Origin of the sequence: Methylobacterium terricola, assembly GCF_006151805.1 — a bacterium.
GTDB lineage: Bacteria > Pseudomonadota > Alphaproteobacteria > Rhizobiales > Beijerinckiaceae > Methylobacterium > Methylobacterium terricola.
The window spans coordinates 1-15,682 of sequence record NZ_VDDA01000058.1; the positions used below are offsets into that span (position 1 = coordinate 1).

Annotated in this window: 16 protein-coding genes; 7 read left to right on the forward strand and 9 right to left on the reverse strand. The window is 70.5% G+C overall.

The features are described from left to right. Positions 1–204: 204 nt before the first annotated feature. Positions 205–1,131 (reverse strand): LysR substrate-binding domain-containing protein, encoded by a 927-nt coding sequence (locus FF100_RS35405; protein WP_139040689.1) that lies wholly within the window; start codon positions 1,129–1,131, stop codon positions 205–207. A 159-nt stretch (positions 1,132–1,290) separates the two neighbouring features. On the opposite strand from FF100_RS35405, the gene FF100_RS37465 reads away from it, so the two are divergent. The 4 genes from FF100_RS37465 to FF100_RS35420 all read left to right on the forward strand — a co-directional run bounded on the left by FF100_RS37465 (position 1,291) and on the right by FF100_RS35420 (position 4,059). Then, entirely contained in the window at positions 1,291–1,431 is a 141-nt protein-coding gene (locus FF100_RS37465) for a hypothetical protein (protein ID WP_171070471.1), read from the forward strand. Between the two features lie 99 nt (positions 1,432–1,530). Continuing rightward, the gene (locus FF100_RS35410) at positions 1,531–2,514 is read left to right on the forward strand and encodes a dienelactone hydrolase family protein (RefSeq protein WP_139040690.1); all 984 of its coding nucleotides are present in this window, start codon (positions 1,531–1,533) and stop codon (positions 2,512–2,514) included. Between the two features lie 91 nt (positions 2,515–2,605). Next, on the forward strand, positions 2,606–3,157 hold the full coding sequence (locus FF100_RS35415) for a carboxymuconolactone decarboxylase family protein (protein ID WP_139040691.1): 552 nt from the start codon (positions 2,606–2,608) through the stop codon (positions 3,155–3,157). Next, positions 3,154–4,059 carry an NAD(P)-dependent oxidoreductase gene (locus FF100_RS35420; protein WP_139040692.1) on the forward strand — a complete coding sequence of 302 codons (906 nt, stop codon included), beginning with the start codon at positions 3,154–3,156 and terminating at the stop codon, positions 4,057–4,059. Before FF100_RS35415 ends, FF100_RS35420 begins: the two co-directional genes overlap by 4 nt. A 16-nt stretch (positions 4,060–4,075) precedes the next feature. On the opposite strand, the gene FF100_RS35425 is transcribed toward FF100_RS35420, so the two are convergent. Next, a complete protein-coding gene (locus FF100_RS35425; RefSeq protein ID WP_139040693.1) occupies positions 4,076–4,384 on the reverse strand; it encodes a putative quinol monooxygenase in 309 nt (102 codons plus the stop codon). A gap of 353 nt (positions 4,385–4,737) precedes the next feature. Further along, on the reverse strand, positions 4,738–4,947 hold the full coding sequence (locus FF100_RS35430; protein WP_139040694.1) for a hypothetical protein: 210 nt from the start codon (positions 4,945–4,947) through the stop codon (positions 4,738–4,740). A gap of 337 nt (positions 4,948–5,284) precedes the next feature. Between FF100_RS35430 and FF100_RS35435 the strand changes: the two genes are divergently transcribed. Both FF100_RS35435 and FF100_RS35440 read left to right on the forward strand, forming a co-directional pair. After that, positions 5,285–5,818: a Ros/MucR family transcriptional regulator gene (locus tag FF100_RS35435; protein ID WP_139040695.1), complete on the forward strand. Its 534-nt coding sequence runs from the start codon at positions 5,285–5,287 to the stop codon at positions 5,816–5,818. Between the two features lie 105 nt (positions 5,819–5,923). Further along, entirely contained in the window at positions 5,924–7,546 is a 1,623-nt protein-coding gene (locus tag FF100_RS35440) for a gamma-glutamyltransferase (RefSeq protein WP_139040696.1), read from the forward strand. An 86-nt stretch (positions 7,547–7,632) separates the two neighbouring features. On the opposite strand, the gene FF100_RS35445 is transcribed toward FF100_RS35440, so the two are convergent. The 6 genes from FF100_RS35445 to FF100_RS35470 form a co-directional block, all read right to left on the reverse strand. After that, positions 7,633–8,025, reverse strand: a complete 393-nt coding sequence (locus FF100_RS35445) for a group III truncated hemoglobin (RefSeq protein ID WP_139040697.1) — start codon at positions 8,023–8,025, stop codon at positions 7,633–7,635. A gap of 53 nt (positions 8,026–8,078) precedes the next feature. Next, complete coding sequence (locus tag FF100_RS35450; RefSeq protein WP_139040698.1) at positions 8,079–9,389, reverse strand: NAD(P)/FAD-dependent oxidoreductase; 1,311 nt, start codon at positions 9,387–9,389, stop codon at positions 8,079–8,081. Positions 9,390–9,442: 53 nt separating this feature from the next. Next, complete coding sequence (locus FF100_RS35455) at positions 9,443–10,321, reverse strand: ABC transporter permease (protein WP_139040699.1); 879 nt, start codon at positions 10,319–10,321, stop codon at positions 9,443–9,445. A 34-nt stretch (positions 10,322–10,355) separates the two neighbouring features. Next, the gene (locus FF100_RS35460; protein ID WP_139040700.1) at positions 10,356–11,306 is read right to left on the reverse strand and encodes an ABC transporter permease; all 951 of its coding nucleotides are present in this window, start codon (positions 11,304–11,306) and stop codon (positions 10,356–10,358) included. 90 nt (positions 11,307–11,396) lie between these two features. Beyond that, the gene (locus FF100_RS35465; RefSeq protein WP_139040701.1) at positions 11,397–13,085 is read right to left on the reverse strand and encodes a peptide ABC transporter substrate-binding protein; all 1,689 of its coding nucleotides are present in this window, start codon (positions 13,083–13,085) and stop codon (positions 11,397–11,399) included. A 64-nt stretch (positions 13,086–13,149) separates the two neighbouring features. After that, complete coding sequence (locus FF100_RS35470; RefSeq protein WP_139040702.1) at positions 13,150–14,838, reverse strand: dipeptide ABC transporter ATP-binding protein; 1,689 nt, start codon at positions 14,836–14,838, stop codon at positions 13,150–13,152. Positions 14,839–15,563: 725 nt separating this feature from the next. Here FF100_RS35470 and FF100_RS35475 point away from each other — a divergent pair. Next, a partial coding sequence (locus FF100_RS35475; RefSeq protein ID WP_139040260.1) for a hypothetical protein occupies positions 15,564–15,682 on the forward strand: 119 nt, incomplete at its 3' end.

A 15,682-nucleotide genomic window follows, 5' to 3' on the forward strand; every position in this document is an offset into this window, starting at 1 on the left:
GGCGAGGCGGGTGCGGCGGCAGAAGCGGGGCGATCGCAGACCAGAGGTCGTCGGGAAGAAGCGGGCGAGCCATACCACCCCAACGCCCAACAGACCCGATCGTGCCGTTCTGTTAGGCGCTCTTAGACCCTCGCGCTTTGGCGCCGAGGCCCGTTCGGGCTTGCCTTGCGCCTTCGAGCGGAGCCGTGCGAAGGCGCGGCGGCATCAGACGAGAACCGCATTCCCCCAGGCGCCGTCCTCGACCAGGCGGCGCATCTCCGCCACCATCAGGTCGGCAACGAGGGTGGCGGGGCCGGACAGCGGCTGGTCGGCGGCGTAGCATAGGCCCAGGGGGCGGGTGATCGTCGGCTCGACGATGCGGATCATGCCCGGCCGCGCGGCCTCGTCGAGCCCCGAGAGCCCCGAGATCGGCAGGATGGCGGAGGCCAGCCCCGAGGCGGCGATCCGGCGCATGGTCGGCAGGCTGTCGACGTCGGCGATGATCGTCAGCGACAGGCCCTCGCGGGCAAACGCCGCCTCCACCATCGTGCGCAGGGTGTGGGTCGGGCTCGGCATCACCAGCGGCAAGGCCGCCACCTCCCGCATGGTGACGGTGGCGGGCGTGTCCGCGCCGGCCTTGGTCACCAGGAAGAGTTCCTCGCGCAGGACCGGCTGCACGGTCAGCCCCGGCCCGGAGCGGTCGCGGTAGAGGATCGCCAGTTCGAGCCGGCGCTGGGCGATCAGTTCGTGCAGGTAGCCCGACAGGCTCTCGAACAATTCCGGCCGGATGCCCGGATAATCGCGCAGGATCCGGCCGAGCAGCGGGTAGGCGAGCAGGGTCGAGACGCTGGTCGGCAGGCCGATCGCCACCCGGCCGATCACCGGCCCCGGCCCGGTCAGGTCGGCGACCGCCCCCTCGACCTGGCGCAGGATCGTGCGGGCATGGCGGTAGAAGCGCTGGCCGGCTTCCGTCGGGTGGACGCCCCGCGCCGTGCGGCTGAGGAGCGGGTTCCGCAAGCCGGCTTCGAGCTGGGCGATCTGCTGGCTGAGCGCCGGCTGCGCGACGTTGAGATGCGCCGCCGCCCGGGACAGGCTGCCCCAATCCACCGCGGCGACGAAGAAGCGAATCTGCTTCAGGGTTGGGGTGGACATGGGGATCGGGTCACCTGCGCGCCCACGACGGCGCCGGTCGCAGGCCGTGACGCGGAGCCCGGACCGGCGCGGGAGGGTGGAAGACACGCGCCCGCGAGTCAAAATGCCCTTGGGCCATCGCCGCCCGCGCCGCGGGCCCGGGGGAACCGGACAGGCGTCATGACGGACGCGGTGCTCGACGACCAGGATGGCGGGATCGTCACCCCGCCGACCCTCCTCCAGCGCTCGGCCGCGGCGCAGGCCATCGCCCACGCGACGGAGGAGCACCGGGAGGCGCTGGCGCGGACGGGGCGGTCCTGATGCCGGCGGACGGCGCCCATCGTTGACGGGACCGCGAAGCGGTGCAAGCTGGGCCTACGAAGAAGCGCTGACAAAAAACAAGACGTCAGGGAGGAAACGATGCGGGTTTCGACCATTGCCGCGGCCCTCGCGCGGGCCGCGATCCTGGCTGGGTGCGCCGCCGCGGCGCCGGCCTCACACGCGGCCTCGCCCCTGCCGGGGCGAATCGAGGTCCACGCGGTCAAGAGCCGGACCCTGACCGGCGAGGAGTTCCTGCGCGGCGGGGCGCCGGGGCGCGAGGTGCTGCTCGGCGGCGAGTTGCGGCTGCCCGTCGGCGCGCCCGCGAAGGTGCCGGTGGTGGTCCTGGTCCACGGCTCCGGCGGCATCAGCTCGGGCGCCGATGCCTGGGCGCGGGTGCTCAACGAGGCGGGTATCGGTGCCTTCATCCTCGACACCTTCACCGGACGCGGCATCGTCAGCACCGTCGAGAACCAGGACCAGCTGCACTCCCTGGCGATGATGGTCGACGCCTACCGGGCGCTGGATCTCCTGGCGGCCCATCCGCGGGTGCGGGCCGACCGCATCGCCGTGATGGGCTTCTCGAAGGGCGCGGTGGCGTCGGTCTACTCGGCCATGGAGCGCTTCCGGGGCGCCTATGGCGGTCCCCATCGCTTCGCCGCCCATATCGGGTTCTATACGCCCTGCAACGTGGCCTATGACGGCGACGCCAAGATCGGCCCGGCGCCGATCAGGCTGTTCCACGGCATCAGCGACGATTACGTCAGCATCGGTCCGTGCCGGGACTACGTGGCGCGCCTCAAGCAGGCCGGAGCCGACGTCAGCCTGACCGAGTACCCGGACTCGCAGCACAGCTTCGACACGCCGACGAGCCCGCCGCTCGTCGACGTGCCGAAGGCCCAGAGCACGCGGAATTGCCGGCTCAGGGAAGGGCCGGGCGGCACGATCGTGAACGCCGCGACCGGCGAGGCCTACAGCCTCAAGGATCCGTGCGTCGCCACCGGCGCCCATACCGGCCACAACCCGGAGACCACGGCGGCAGCCCGGAAGGCCGTGGTGGCATTCGTGCAGGACGCGCTGAAATAATGCGGCCGCGCCGTCGAACGGATCCGTTCGAGGGCGCAAGGCACGCCCGAGGACGCACGGTCCGAGGAGCCCCCGCGAGGAGACATCGTCTGTGGCCCGCATTCCCTATGCCGACCCCGCCCGTCCGGAGACGGCCGCGCTCGCCGAGCGCATCGTCGCCGAGCGCGGCGAGATCCTGCACCTCTACGCGATGCTGCTGCACAGCCCGCCCGTCGCCGAGGGCTGGCTGACCTTCCTGACCGCGATCCGCCAGCGCTGCGCGCTGCCGGGCGCGTTGCGCGAGCTGGTGATCGTCCAAGTCGCGCATCTCAACGGCGCCCGCTACGAGGCCGAGCAGCACGTGCCGATCGCGCTGCGCGAAGGCGTCACCCAGGCGCAGCTCGACGCCTTGCCCGATTGGGAGGCCGCGGATGTCTTCGCGCCGCGCGAGCGCGCGGTGCTGGCCTATTGCGACGCGATGACGAAGAGCATCCACGTCGCGCCCGCGATCTTCGCAGGCGTGCGGGAGCATTGCGACCCGCGGGCGATCGTCGAGCTCACCGCCACGATCGGCGCCTACAACATGGTGTCGCGGTTCCTCGAAGCGATCGGGATCGATTCCGCCGACGACAAGGGCGTGATCGAGGGGGACGCCGCCCGATGAGCCGCCGCATCGCCGTCATGGGGCTCGGCCAGATGGGCTGGCCGATCACCCTCAACCTCGCCCGCAAGGGCGACCGCACCGAGACCATCGTGGCGATCGACGCCGATCCGGGCCGGGTCGCCGGCCTCGCCGAGCCGGGGGTCGTCGTCACGACCGAGCGAGCGGCGGTCGCCGGCGCCGAGGTGCTGGTCCTGTGCCTGCCCGACGGCGACGTGGTCGAGAGCGTGCTGTTCGGCCCCGACGGGCTCGGCTCCCGCCTCGCGCCCGGCGCGACGGTGATCGATCTCAGCACCATCGCCCACGGCCAGGCGGTGCGGATCGGCCGGGCGCTGGAGGCGCACGGCTTCGCCGTCCTCGACGCGCCGGTCTCCGGCGCCCCCGCCGGGGCCGAGGCCGGGACGCTGACCGTGATGTGCGGCGGCACGCCCGAGACCTTCGCGGCGATGAAGCCGCTCCTCGAGCGGATCGGCACCGAGGTGCTGCATATGGGGCCGCTCGGCAGCGGCCAGCTCACCAAGACCGTCAACAACGTGATCTACGACATCAACATCGCGGCCCTCGCCGAGGTGCTGCCGATGGCGGTGGCGATGGGGCTCGATCCGGAGCAACTGGGGCGCGTGGTGACGACGGGGACGAGCCGCAGCTACGCCTCGCAATACTTCGTGCCGCGGATCCTGCGCGGCGCCTTCGACGAGGGCTATCCGCTGGGAAAGGCCTACAAGGACCTGGTCAGCGCCGCCGAGGTCGCGATGGCCCGCGGCTTCCCCTTGCCGGTGACGGCCGCCGCGACGACGACCTACCAGACGGCCTTGCGGGCCGGCCACGGCGACCGCGACAAGGGCGCGATGGTGCTGCCCTTCGAGACGATGCTCGGCGTCAAGGTCCGGGCGCCCTCGGGCTGAGGGCGCCCGGTCGGCGTCAGGCCGGCGACAGGACGTGGATCGTGCGGGCGACGACGTGGTCCTTGGTCCTGGCGCCGTAGGCCGCCATGTGGGGCGCCGCCGCATGCGCCTTGAGGGCGTCGAGGCTCGCCCATTTCTCGACCACCACGAAGGTGTCCGGCCCGAGCGCCGCCTGGATCGGCCCGGCGCCCTCGGTGTCGACCGCCGCGCCGTACTCGATGCAGCCCTCCTCGGCATGGACGGCGGGCACGTTCGCCCGGAAGGCATCCAGGACCGTGTCCCGCATCCCGGGCTTGGTGGTGATGATCGCGAGAACGTGGATCACGCTGTGTCCTCCCGTTGCATCGTTCGTCTCGTGACGATGCCCACGACGGGATATCGCGGGATCGCGCCTCCCGGGAGGGGACATTCCGCACGATCCCGAATCGCCGCGTCGCCCGACTGCCCGGCCTCGATCACCAAGAAGACCTGCACCGGCAGGCCCATGCAAGTCTTCCCGGATGCTCGCTCTGCCTTCGGTTCCTTGCGCAGACCCGGCACCCGCGTTCGCGGGATCGTCTTATACCGCCGCGCCGTCGAACGGATCCGTTCGACGGCGCTGGCTAAGCCCGAACGGGCGCCGGCGCTGATGCGCCGGACGCCGTGGCATCGACGCGTCGATGCCACGGCGCGAGGGTATTACGCCGTCGCCTGCCCGCGGCCGGCCTCGCGCCCGCGCTCCGCCGCTGCGGGCAAGGCTGCCGCGGCCAGGGCGACCTGGTCCGGCACGTCCTCCTCCGAGCCCCACCAGATCGTCTCGCCGCTCGCCATCCGGGCGTAGCGGGCCTGCCCGCGGATCCCGACCTCGACGACGCGCCCGAGGCGACCCACCTTGCGTCCGAATTCCATGATTCGCGCTCCCGGATTCCCGCTTCCGCACGGGGCCCGGCTGGCGAACGGCCGAGGCGGGAAACGGTTCGAGCGTGGCCGGACGGAAAGGGGGCCCCGCCGCGCGACGACACGCGCCCTCCCACCCGACGCCCGGGCATCCTCGGCACTCTGGCATCCTCGGTACTATTGCGTAGTATTTTCGGCCCGCAACCGCCGAGGTTCGGCGTGTTTCGCGGCGGGTTCCCCCGCTTTATCGGGCGTCCCGACGATTTAATGTGCGGGTTGCTCAATCATGCCGATTGACCTTGGAAGGACTGACGCCCATCACGGAGGCGGTTGGTAATCGGAAGAGAAAATGGACGAGCAGGCCTCCCTCACCTCCCCGCTGATTGAGCTGACGAGTGATATCGTTAGCGCCTACGTCTCGAACAACAACGTGCGCGCGGCGGACTTGTCCGAGCTGATCGCGTCCGTGCATGCCTCGCTGAGCGGGCTTGGTCAGCCGGCGGCGGTGCCGGAGGAGGACCACAAGGTGACCGCGGCGCAGATCCGGAAGTCCGTGACGCCGGATCACATCACGAGCTTCCTTGACGGCAAGCCGTACAAGAGCCTGAAGCGGCACCTCACGACCCGCGGCTACACGCCGGACGAGTACCGCCAGAAGTTCGGCCTGCCCTTCGACTACCCGATGGTCGCGGCCTCCTACGCCGCGCAGCGCTCCGAGCTCGCCAAGAGCCTGGGCCTCGGCCAGATCCGGCGGGAGCGCGCCGCCGCCCAGAAGGCCGAGGCCGAGGCCGAGCCCAAGACCGAAACCAAGACCGCCGCCGCGCCCGCAGCCCCGGCACGCCGGGGCCGCCCGCGCAAGACCGAGACCGACAGCGAGGCGTAGGGCGCGGGGCCGTCCCGCCTCGTCCCGGGACGGCACCGTTTTGGATTTGCCGGCCGCCTTCGGCCGGTCCATCCTCCGCCGCGACGGATCACCGGAGGAGACAGGATGCCGGCCGACGACCTCGCGCCCTACCGGACGCAGACCTGGACGGTGACGAAGCCGACCGCCTCGGGGCGGGACGGGATCGTCGTGGCCCAGAACCGGGAGGCCGCCGAGGCCGGCGCCGCGATCCTGGCCCGGGGCGGCAATGCCGCCGACGCGGCCTTCGCCACCGCCTTCGCCCTCGCGGCGGTCGAGCCGTGGAACAGCGGGCTCGGCGGCATCGGCTTCGCCCTGGTGCTGCCGCCCGGCGCGGGCGCCGCGACGGTCGTCGATTTCGGGCCGGTCTCGAGCCGCAACACCCGGGTCGCCGACTATCCCCTCACCGGCGCGGTGAAGCGCGACCTGTTCACCTGGCCGGAGGTCGCCGGCGACCGCAACGTCCACGGGCCGCTCTCCTTCTGCATCCCCTCCGCGGTCGCCGGCTACGCGGCCCTGCACGAGGCGTTCGGCACGGGCCTTCCCGTCGCCGACCTCCTGGGCCCTGCCCTCGCGCTCGCCCGCCGCGGCCTGGCCCAGGACTGGTTCACGACCCTCAAGATCGCCTCCTCGGCCTCGGTGCTGCGGCTCTACGAGGAGAGCGCGCGGATCTACCTGCCGGGCGGCCTGCCGCCGGTGCCGCCCTATCAGGGCATGCCCGGCTTCCTGCCGCTCGGCCGCCTGGCCGAGACGCTGGAGCGGCTGGCGGAGGCGGGCCTGCGGGACTTCTACGAGGGCGGGATCGCCCAGGAGCTTGCCGCCGACATCGCGGCCCTCGGCGGCGTGATCGACCGGGAGGATCTGGCCGGCTGCCGCGCGGTGATTCGCGACGCGCCGACGATCGCCTGGGGCGAGGACCATCTCGTCCACACCGCCGGCGGCCTCACCGCCGCGCCGACCCTGGCGGAGGTGATCGCCGGCATGGGCGGCGCGGCCCGCTCCTCCGGTGCTCCTGACGCGGCCTGGTTCGCCCGGCTCTCGACCGTGATGCGGGAGGCCTATGCCCGGCGCCTCGCGGGCCTCGGCGCGGCTCAAGGATCGGCACGGGAATCGGCCGAGACCTGCACGACGCACATCACCGTCGTCGACCGGGACGGGATGCTGGTGTCGATGACGACGACGCTGCTCTCCTCCATGGGCAGCCGGGTCGTGCTGCCGAAGACCGGCATCCTGATGAACAACGGCGTGATGTGGTTCGATCCGCGCCCCGACAGCGCCAACCCGATCGCGCCCGGGGCCCGCCCGCTCTGCAACATGTGCCCGGTGATCGTCACGCCGCGCGACGGCGACGGCCCGCGTCTCGCCGCCGGCGCCTCCGGCGGGCGGCGCATCCTGGCGAGCGTGTACCAGACCCTCGCCTTCCTCCTCGATTTCGGCATGGACCCGCACGAGGCGGCCCATGCGCCGCGCATCGACGTCTCGGGGCCGGACGGCACGTCGGCGGATGCGAGGCTCTCCCCGGAGATCCGCACCGCGCTCGCGGCGGCGGGCCCGCTCGCGGTGGTCGAGCACGGCGTCCTGCCGATCAACTTCGCCTGTCCCAACTTCGTCCGGGTCGACGCGAGCGGCGCGACGGGATGCAGCGACGTGCAATCGCCGTGGTCGGCGGCGGTGGCGGCCTCCGCCGAGGATCGAACCCGCTCGGCGTAGCGGCTCCCCGCCGAACGCTCCGCTTTCCCGGACGATCGAAGCGTCCGCGGACGGAGATCCGGGACAGGGAAGCGGCCGACGTCAGGTCACGGGCGCGCCAGCTCTGCGCCGGCAGCCTCCGGCCGGAAGAACAATCCCGCCTGGAGGCTCGCCCCGATCCGCTCGGCCCGCTCCTGCAGCGCCTCCGCCTCCTCGGCCGGGAAATGCACCCGCGCGGTCTCGCCGAACAGCGCGAGCCAGCGCGCGAAATGCGCCGGCTGCAGGGGGCCGAGGGCCTGGTGCGCTCCGAACGGGTTGCCCTTGTCGCGGCCGGTCCTGAACAGGACCGAGGACCAGAACGCCTCGATCGTCGCCATGTGCCGCGGCCAGGCGGCGTCGGGGATCGCCGCCGCGAAGACCGGGGCGAGGAGCGGGTCGCGGCGGACCCGCGCGTAGAACGCCGCCAGGACGGGGGCGAGGCCGTGTTCGTCGACGGCCATGCCGGTCAGATGTCGGTCGACCGGCCCGGAAGCAAGAGACGACGAGCCGCCCCTCAGCGGCGGGCGCGCAGCATCGCGATGCGGTCCTGCAGGCGGTAGCCCTGGATGATCGTCGGCATGAACCACGGGTCGCCGCGATAGAGCGGGATGCTGGCCGGCGGCCGGAAGTCGAAGGCGCTCTCGGCCCGGGCGCCCTGCCCCAACAGCTTGTAGGCCGCCCGCATGCCGATCCACGGCGCCCAGACCGTGCCCGAGCCGCAGAAGCCGGACGCGTAGAGGATCCCGTCCTTCTCGAAGATGCGGGGCAGCATGTCGCGGTTCATCGCGACGTTGCCGAACCAGGTGTGGGAGAGGCGCACGCCCTCGAGTTCCGGGAAGATCTGCGCGAGGCCGGCGCGCATCAGCAGGGACGGGCCGACCGGGTTGCCCCTGTGCCCGCTCTCGCGCCCGCCGAGCAGGATGCGGCGGCCGTCCGGGGTCGGACGGTAATAGTGGCCGAGCTGGCGGCCCTCGCTGATCATCATGCGCTTGGGCATCAGCCGCGCCATCACCTCGGGCGCCAGCGCCTCGGTGACGATGATGCGGCTGCGCACCGGCACGAGGCGGCGGCGCAGGAACGGGGCGGCGCCGTCGGTGTAGCCGTTGGTGCAGACCAGGACCTGTCGCGCCCGGACCGTGCCGGAGGCGGTCGCGACCCGGAAGCCGTCGCCGTCCCGGGTGACCCCGGTCACCGGCGTGCCGGAATGGACGCCAAGGCCGGCTTCTTGCGCGATCCGCAGGATCTCGCCGTGGAGCTTGCCCGGATGCAGCCCGCCGATATCCATCCGCACCGCGCCGCCGCGGTAGAAGTCGCTCCCGACGTAAGCCGTCTGCTCGGCGAACGGCACCGCCCAGGTCTCGATGCCGACCGCCTTCCGCAGCGCCTCGGCGCCGCGGGCCATCGCGTCGTATTGCGCGTAGCCGATGGCGCCCTTGAACAGGCCGGGGCGCTGGAGGTCGCAGTCGAGCCCCTCCTCGGCGATGAACCGGTACAGGAACTGGCGCGCGGCATGGGCCTCGGCCTCGACGGCGATCGCTCGCGCCTCGCCGAAGCGCTTCGCCATCGTGGCGTAGTCGAGGCGGATGTTGCCGCTGGTGATGCCGCCGTTGCGGGTCGAGGCGCCCTCGCCCGGGTTCATCGCGTCGAAGGCCGCGACCGAGCGGCCTTCCCGCGCCAGGACCAGGCCGGCCGACAGGCCGGCGAAGCCCGCCCCCACGATGGCGACGTCGACGGCCTGGGGAAGCGGCCGCGCCGGGATCGGCCGGACCGGGGCGGCATCCCACCAATATGGCGTGGTCTTCTCGGCGATCGTCGCGTCGCGCATGGGATCGGACTCTCTACGAAACCGGAACGGGACCAAAACGGCTCACTTGCCGCTCACTTGAGCTCGCCGCGCACGTCGAGGGCGTCGCGCAGGCCGTCGCCGATGAAGTTGAAGCTCGTCACCGCGATGGTGATGGCGGCGCCCGGGATGATCGCGAGCCACGGCGCGCTCGCGAGATACTGCTGGGCGCCGTTGAGCATGTTGCCCCAGCTCGGCAGCGGCGGCTGGATGCCGTAGCCGAGGAAGCTGATATAGGCCTCGAGCAGGATCGCCCGCGCCACCGTCAGGCTGGCGGCGACGATGATCGGGCCCATCGCGTTCGGCAGGATCTCGCGGAACATGATGTGTGCGCTGCTGAGGCCCAGCATCCGGCTGGCATGGACGAACTCGCGCTCCTTGAGCGAGCGGACCTCGGCCTCGACGATGCGGGCGACCTCCATCCACTTGGTGAGCGCGATGATGACGACGATCATCGCCGGGGTGGGCTTGAGCAGGGCAGCGAGCGCCAGGACCAGGAAGATCGGCGGGAAGGCCAGGAAGCCGTCGACGGTCCGCATCAGCACCGCGCCGACCCAGCCGCCGCGATAGCCCGCGACGACGCCGACCAGGGTGCCGGCGATGGTCGAGAGCACCATGGCCAGGACGCCGACCATCAGCGAGATTCGCCCCGCCATCAGCAGGCGGGCCGCCACATCGCGCCCGAGCGGGTCAGTGCCGAGGATGTGGGCGCCGGTCAGCGGCGGCGCGAAGCGGGCCCTAAGGTCGATCTGCAGCATGTCGTAGGCAAGCAGGGACGGGCCGACGATGCAGGCGAGCGCCAGCAGCGCGATCATGATCGCCCCGACGAGGGCGAGGCGATGGCTCATGAAGCGGCGCACGGCACGGCCCTGCCACCAGCGGGTCGGGGTCATGGGCGCGGCGAGGGCGGTCATGCCGGAAGCTCCTGTCGTGTGATGGCAGGGCCGGTCAGGCCAGCCGGATCCGCGGATCGACGAGGGCGACGACCACGTCGGCGATGAGATTCCCCAGGATGACGACGATCGCCGAGAACATCAGGATCCCCATCACCACCGGATAGTCGCTGTAGCCGAGGCTGTCGTAGAACAGGCGCCCCATGCCCGGCCAGGTGAACACCGTCTCGGTGACGAGCGCGCCGGTGAGGATGCTGGGAAGCTGCACGCCGGCGAGGGTGATCATCGGCAGGAGGGCGTTGCCGACGACATGCTTCATCAGGATCCGGCGCTCGGCCACGCCCTTGGCCCGGGCGGTCTTGACGAAGTCCTGGTTGATCGCATCGAGCATCGCGGTCCGCATGTAGCGGCTCCACACCGCGATATGGACCAGCGACAGGACGAGGCTCGGCAGGATCAGGTGGTGCAGGTAGTCGAGTACCGACGCATCGCCGATCGTGTACATGTTGCCGGCCGGCAGCCAGCCGAGCTTGAGCGAGAAGACGTAGATGCCGACGAGCCCGAACCAGAAGGTCGGGATCGAGAGGGCGACCATCGCGCCGACCGTCGCCGCGTAGTCGAAGGCCGAGTAGCGGCGGGTGGCGCTGCGGATGCCGATCCAGGTCCCGGCCGCGACCGCGATCACGGTCGAGCTGCCCATCAGCAGCAGGGTCGCGACGAGGTGCCGGGCGATGACCGTCAGCACCGGGGTGCCGTCGCGCAAGGACACGCCCCAATCGCCGTGCAGCAGTTTCCAGGCCCAGTCGAGATAGCGCATCCAGAGCGGCTGGTTCAGCCCCATCTGCTCCTTCAGGCGCTCGATATCGGCGGCGGTCAGGCCGGGATCGAGCCCGAACTGCGACAGCGGCCCGCCCGGGATCAATCCCAGGATGACGTAGCCGATGACCGAGACGACGACGAGCAGGATGGCGCTCTGGATCAGGCGGCCGAGCAGGAACCTGGACACGATGGACTTCCTCGACTTTCAGAGGCCGCAAGGCTCGCAGGGCCGGTCCCGGGCGATCGCGTCCGGCGATCACCCGGGACGGATCGGGCGTCAGCCGACCCGGGACCAGCCGGCGGCGTTCCAGGACTCGGTGCGGGTGTTGGGGTTGGGAACGAAGCCCTTGACCGAGCTCTTGTGTCCCAGCGGCACCGTGTACTGGAAGATCGGCATGAACGGCAGGTCGTGACGGACGATCTCCTGCACGCGGGTGTAGATCTTGCGCCGCTCCTCCGGATCGAACGTCCCGGTGCCCTTTGCGAGCAGGGCGTCGACCTCCGGGTTCGCGTACTGGGCGGTGTTCGAGCCGCGGCCGCCCTTGGCGCCGATCGAACTCGAATGGAAGCGGTTCGTCACGTCCGGATCCGACGCGACCATGTAGGTGACGCCGGCGATGACCGTGTCGAACTGCGACTTGGCCCAGAAGTCGCCCCAGAGCACCGCGGCGGGCTGGTTCGCGATGTTCATCTCGACGCCGATATCGGCCCAGCTCTGCTTGAGGAACTGCTGTACCTGCTCGCGCAGGTGGTCGCCCGAGGTGGTCGTGTTGTTGAACGAGAGGCGCACCCCGTCCTTGACGCGGATCCCGTCCTTGCCGGGCTTCCAGCCCGCCTCGTCGAGGAGCTTGCGCGCCGCCTTGACGTCGAAGGTCTGCTTCGGGAGCTTGTCGTTGAAGTAGAACGACGAGCGCGGCATGTAGCTCTCGGTCACCGAGGGCACGCCGTAATACAGGGCGTCGATGATCGCGCCCTTGTCGACCGCGGCGTACAGGGCCTGGCGCACCGCCAGCTCCTTGAATTGCGGCTTCTCCAGGTTGAAGTAGATGGTCTCGATGGTCTGCCGCGGCACCAGCGTCACCACCTTGTTCGGCAGCGTCTTGGCTTCCTTGTAGTTGTCGGGCGTGATGTAGGTCTGACCGGTCAGGTCGATGTCGCCGCTCTTGAACTGGGTGTAGAAGACGGTGAGATCCGGAATGTACTTGAAGACCAGGGTCTCGATGTAGGGGCCCTCGCCGTGATAGTCGCGGTTCGCGACCAGCTCGAGGTTGTCGCCGGCGGTGCGCTTGCCCCACTTGAAGGCGCCGGTGCCGATCGGCGCCTTGTTGAAATCGGCGGTGTTCGGGTCGGCGGCGGTCTCGAGGACGTGCTTGGGGACGATGAAGGTCTCGGTCAGGAACGACAGGTAGGGCGAGAACGGCTTCTCCATCCGCCAGGTGATCTCGGTCGGCGACACGACCGTGATGTCGCGCAGGAGCGAGTGGCCGGCGGTGCGCCAGGCGCGGAAGTTCGGCTTGGTGATCAGCTCGAGGGTGTACTTCACGTCCTCGGCGGTGAAGGGCCTGCCGTCGTGCCAGCGCACGCCGTCGCGCAGGCGCACGCGCCAGTTCAGGCCGTCCTCGGAGATGCCGCCGTTCTTCTGGGTCGGCACCTCGGCCGCCAGGTTCGGCGTGATGACGCCGTCCGGACCGATGCGGAACAGCGCGTCGAACAGCGAGAAATGCACGCCGTCATCGACCTCGATCTTCAGCATCAGCGGGTTGAAGACGGTCGGCTCCTGGGTGATGCCGACGACGACGCGGCCGGCCGGCGCCTTCTTCGCGGCTTCCTTGGCCGTCGCGCCCTGCGCGAAGGCCGGCTTGCCGAGGAGGTGGGGCAGGCCGAGGCCGGCGATCCCGCCGGCGAGGCCGAGGCGCAGGGCCGCGCGGCGCGAGAGCAGATGCGTCGTGTGGTCGTGATCGGTCATGGCCGTGCTCCGTGAAGGGGGAAGGGGGCGGCAAGGCGCCGGGATGGTCCGTTCGCCGAAGGGGTCACTCGCCCGGGATGGCGGCGACGAGCTCGCGCGTGTAGGCGGATTGCGGGTCGAGGAAGATCTGCGACGGCGGTCCGAGCTCGACGATCCGGCCCTTCTGCATCACGGCGATCTCGTCGCAGATCTGGCTCGCGACGCGCAGGTCGTGGGTGATGAAGATCATCGAGACCCCGGTCTCGCGCTGGATCCGGTCGAGCAGGGCGAGGATCTGGGCCTGGATCGACACGTCGAGGGCCGAGACCGCCTCGTCGGCGACCAGCACCTTCGGCTTGAACATCAGGGCGCGGGCGATGCCGATCCGCTGGCGCTGGCCGCCGGAGAACTCGTGCGGATAACGGTCGAAGGCGCCGGCATCGAGCCCGACATGGGCAAGGAGCGCGCGAGCCTCCTCGGCCGCCTTGGCGTAGGGGGTGCCGTGCGCGACCGGGCCGACGGTCAGGCTGGTGCCGATGGTCGAGCGCGGGTTGAGGGAGGCGAAGGGATCCTGGAAGATCATCTGGATCTTCGGCCGTAACGGGCGGAACTCGGCCTCGGACAGCGTGGCGACGTCGCGGCCCTCGAACAGGATCCGGCCGCCGTCGCTGTCGAGGAGCCGTGTCAGCAGGCGCCCGACGGTGGACTTGCCCGAACCGCTCTCGCCGACGATGCCCAGCGTCCGCCCGGCGCCTAAGCTGAACGACACGTCATCGACGGCGCGCACCGACTTCTTCTGGCCGAGAAACATGCCGGGCAGCACCTTGCCGGGCAGGACCTTGTCGAGCAGCGACCGGCCGCCGCCATAGGTCTTCATCAGGCCCTCGCAGACGAGGACCGGCTCGCGGCGCGCGACCTCGATCGGCACCCGGTCGGTGGCGGTCAGGTGCGGCACGGCGGCGATCAGCCGGCGGGTATAGGGAGCTTGCGGCGATTTCAGCACCTGCTCGGCGGTGCCCTGCTCGACGATGTGGCCCTTCTCCATCACCACGACGTGGTCGGCGATCTCCGCCACCACGCCGAAATCATGGGTGACGAAGACGATGCTCATCCCCTTGCGCCGCTGGATCTCTCGGATCAGCTTGAGGATCTGCGCCTGCGTCGTCACGTCGAGCGCCGTGGTCGGCTCGTCGGCGAGGAGCACGGTCGGCTCCAGCGCCAGCGCCATGGCGATCATCACCCGCTGGCGCTGCCCGCCCGAGAGCTGGAACGGGTAGCGGTGGAGCATCTGGGCCGGCTCGGGCAAGCCGACCTCGGTCAGGAGCTCCAGGGAACGGCTGCGCCGCGTCGCGCGGGTGCCGACGTCGTGCGCCGCCATCACCTCGTCGACCTGCGCGCCCACGGTCATCAGCGGGTTGAGGGCCGAGAGCGGATCCTGGAAGATCATCGACACCGCCCGGCCGCGCAAGGACCGCAGGGCCTCGTCCGGCATCCCGACGATCTCGGCGTCGCCGAGGCGGATCTCGCCCGCCCGGACCGAGATCGCCTTCGGCAGGAGCCCCATGATGGCGTTCGCGGTGACGGACTTGCCCGAGCCCGACTCGCCGATGATGCAGAGGATCTTGCCCTTCAGGAGATCGAAGGAGATGCCCGTCACGGCATTGGCGCGCTCCATTCCCGCCGGCAGGCCGATCTCGAGGCCGCGGACGGAGAGCGCCGCCTGCCCATCGGTGCCGACGGAGGTGCTGTCTGAGGAGCGGACTGATCGGGGCATCTCTCGGGCATCTCTCGCAGCGTGGTCACATGATGGGCTTGGACGGCAGGGCATGGATGGTCATGGGCGGTCCGGGATCGATCGTCGGGTGGCGTCGTCTCCGGAAGACCGGCGCGACCGGGCCTTGCGCCGACGCCGCCGGGCGCGGTCACCGAAGACGGACATCACACTTCACATGCGTCACGGAAACGAAGATCAACCAGTATGCGTCATACTAAATATCGGCAGTTCGATGATCTGATCGACATTACGATCCGAGATATAGTTTTAACGATTCCAGTATATCAAGGCGAAATGTTGGGCATTGCGTTAAGCACTTGCCCGATTTTTATCGCCACTGCCTCCAGGGAGCGGGATGATGCGTCCCCCGTCGGATTCATGCTCTCCGCCCCATGCACGAGCTGCATTTTCTGCCTTCTAGGATGGTGCGCGGTCGAGGCCGTGAGAATCTGCCGTTCCGCGCGAACGGGACGGCACGATCTTGCAAAGGCGGCCATGAAGGAAGCCGAATCGCCTCGCCGTCGGGCTGTAGCTGAGGAAGGGAACGCGGTCCCGTCCGAGCCTCCTTCGGCACCCGGCCTGCCGGGATCCTCGCGGAGGGCGCCGGCCCCGCCCGGCGCGCGTCACGCCGGTGATCGTCGTCGAGAAGAACCGGTAACGTGCCGAAACATGCGGCGACGCACCGGGCATCAAAGAACGCCCCGGCAGCAGAGGACCCACGCACCGTGCTTCATGTCTCGACCCGCGGCCAGGCCGCGCCGCTGACCTTCACCGACGCCCTCCTGGCGGGGCTCGCCCGCGACGGCGGCCTCTACCTCCCGCAGAGCTGGCCCCGGCTCGCCCC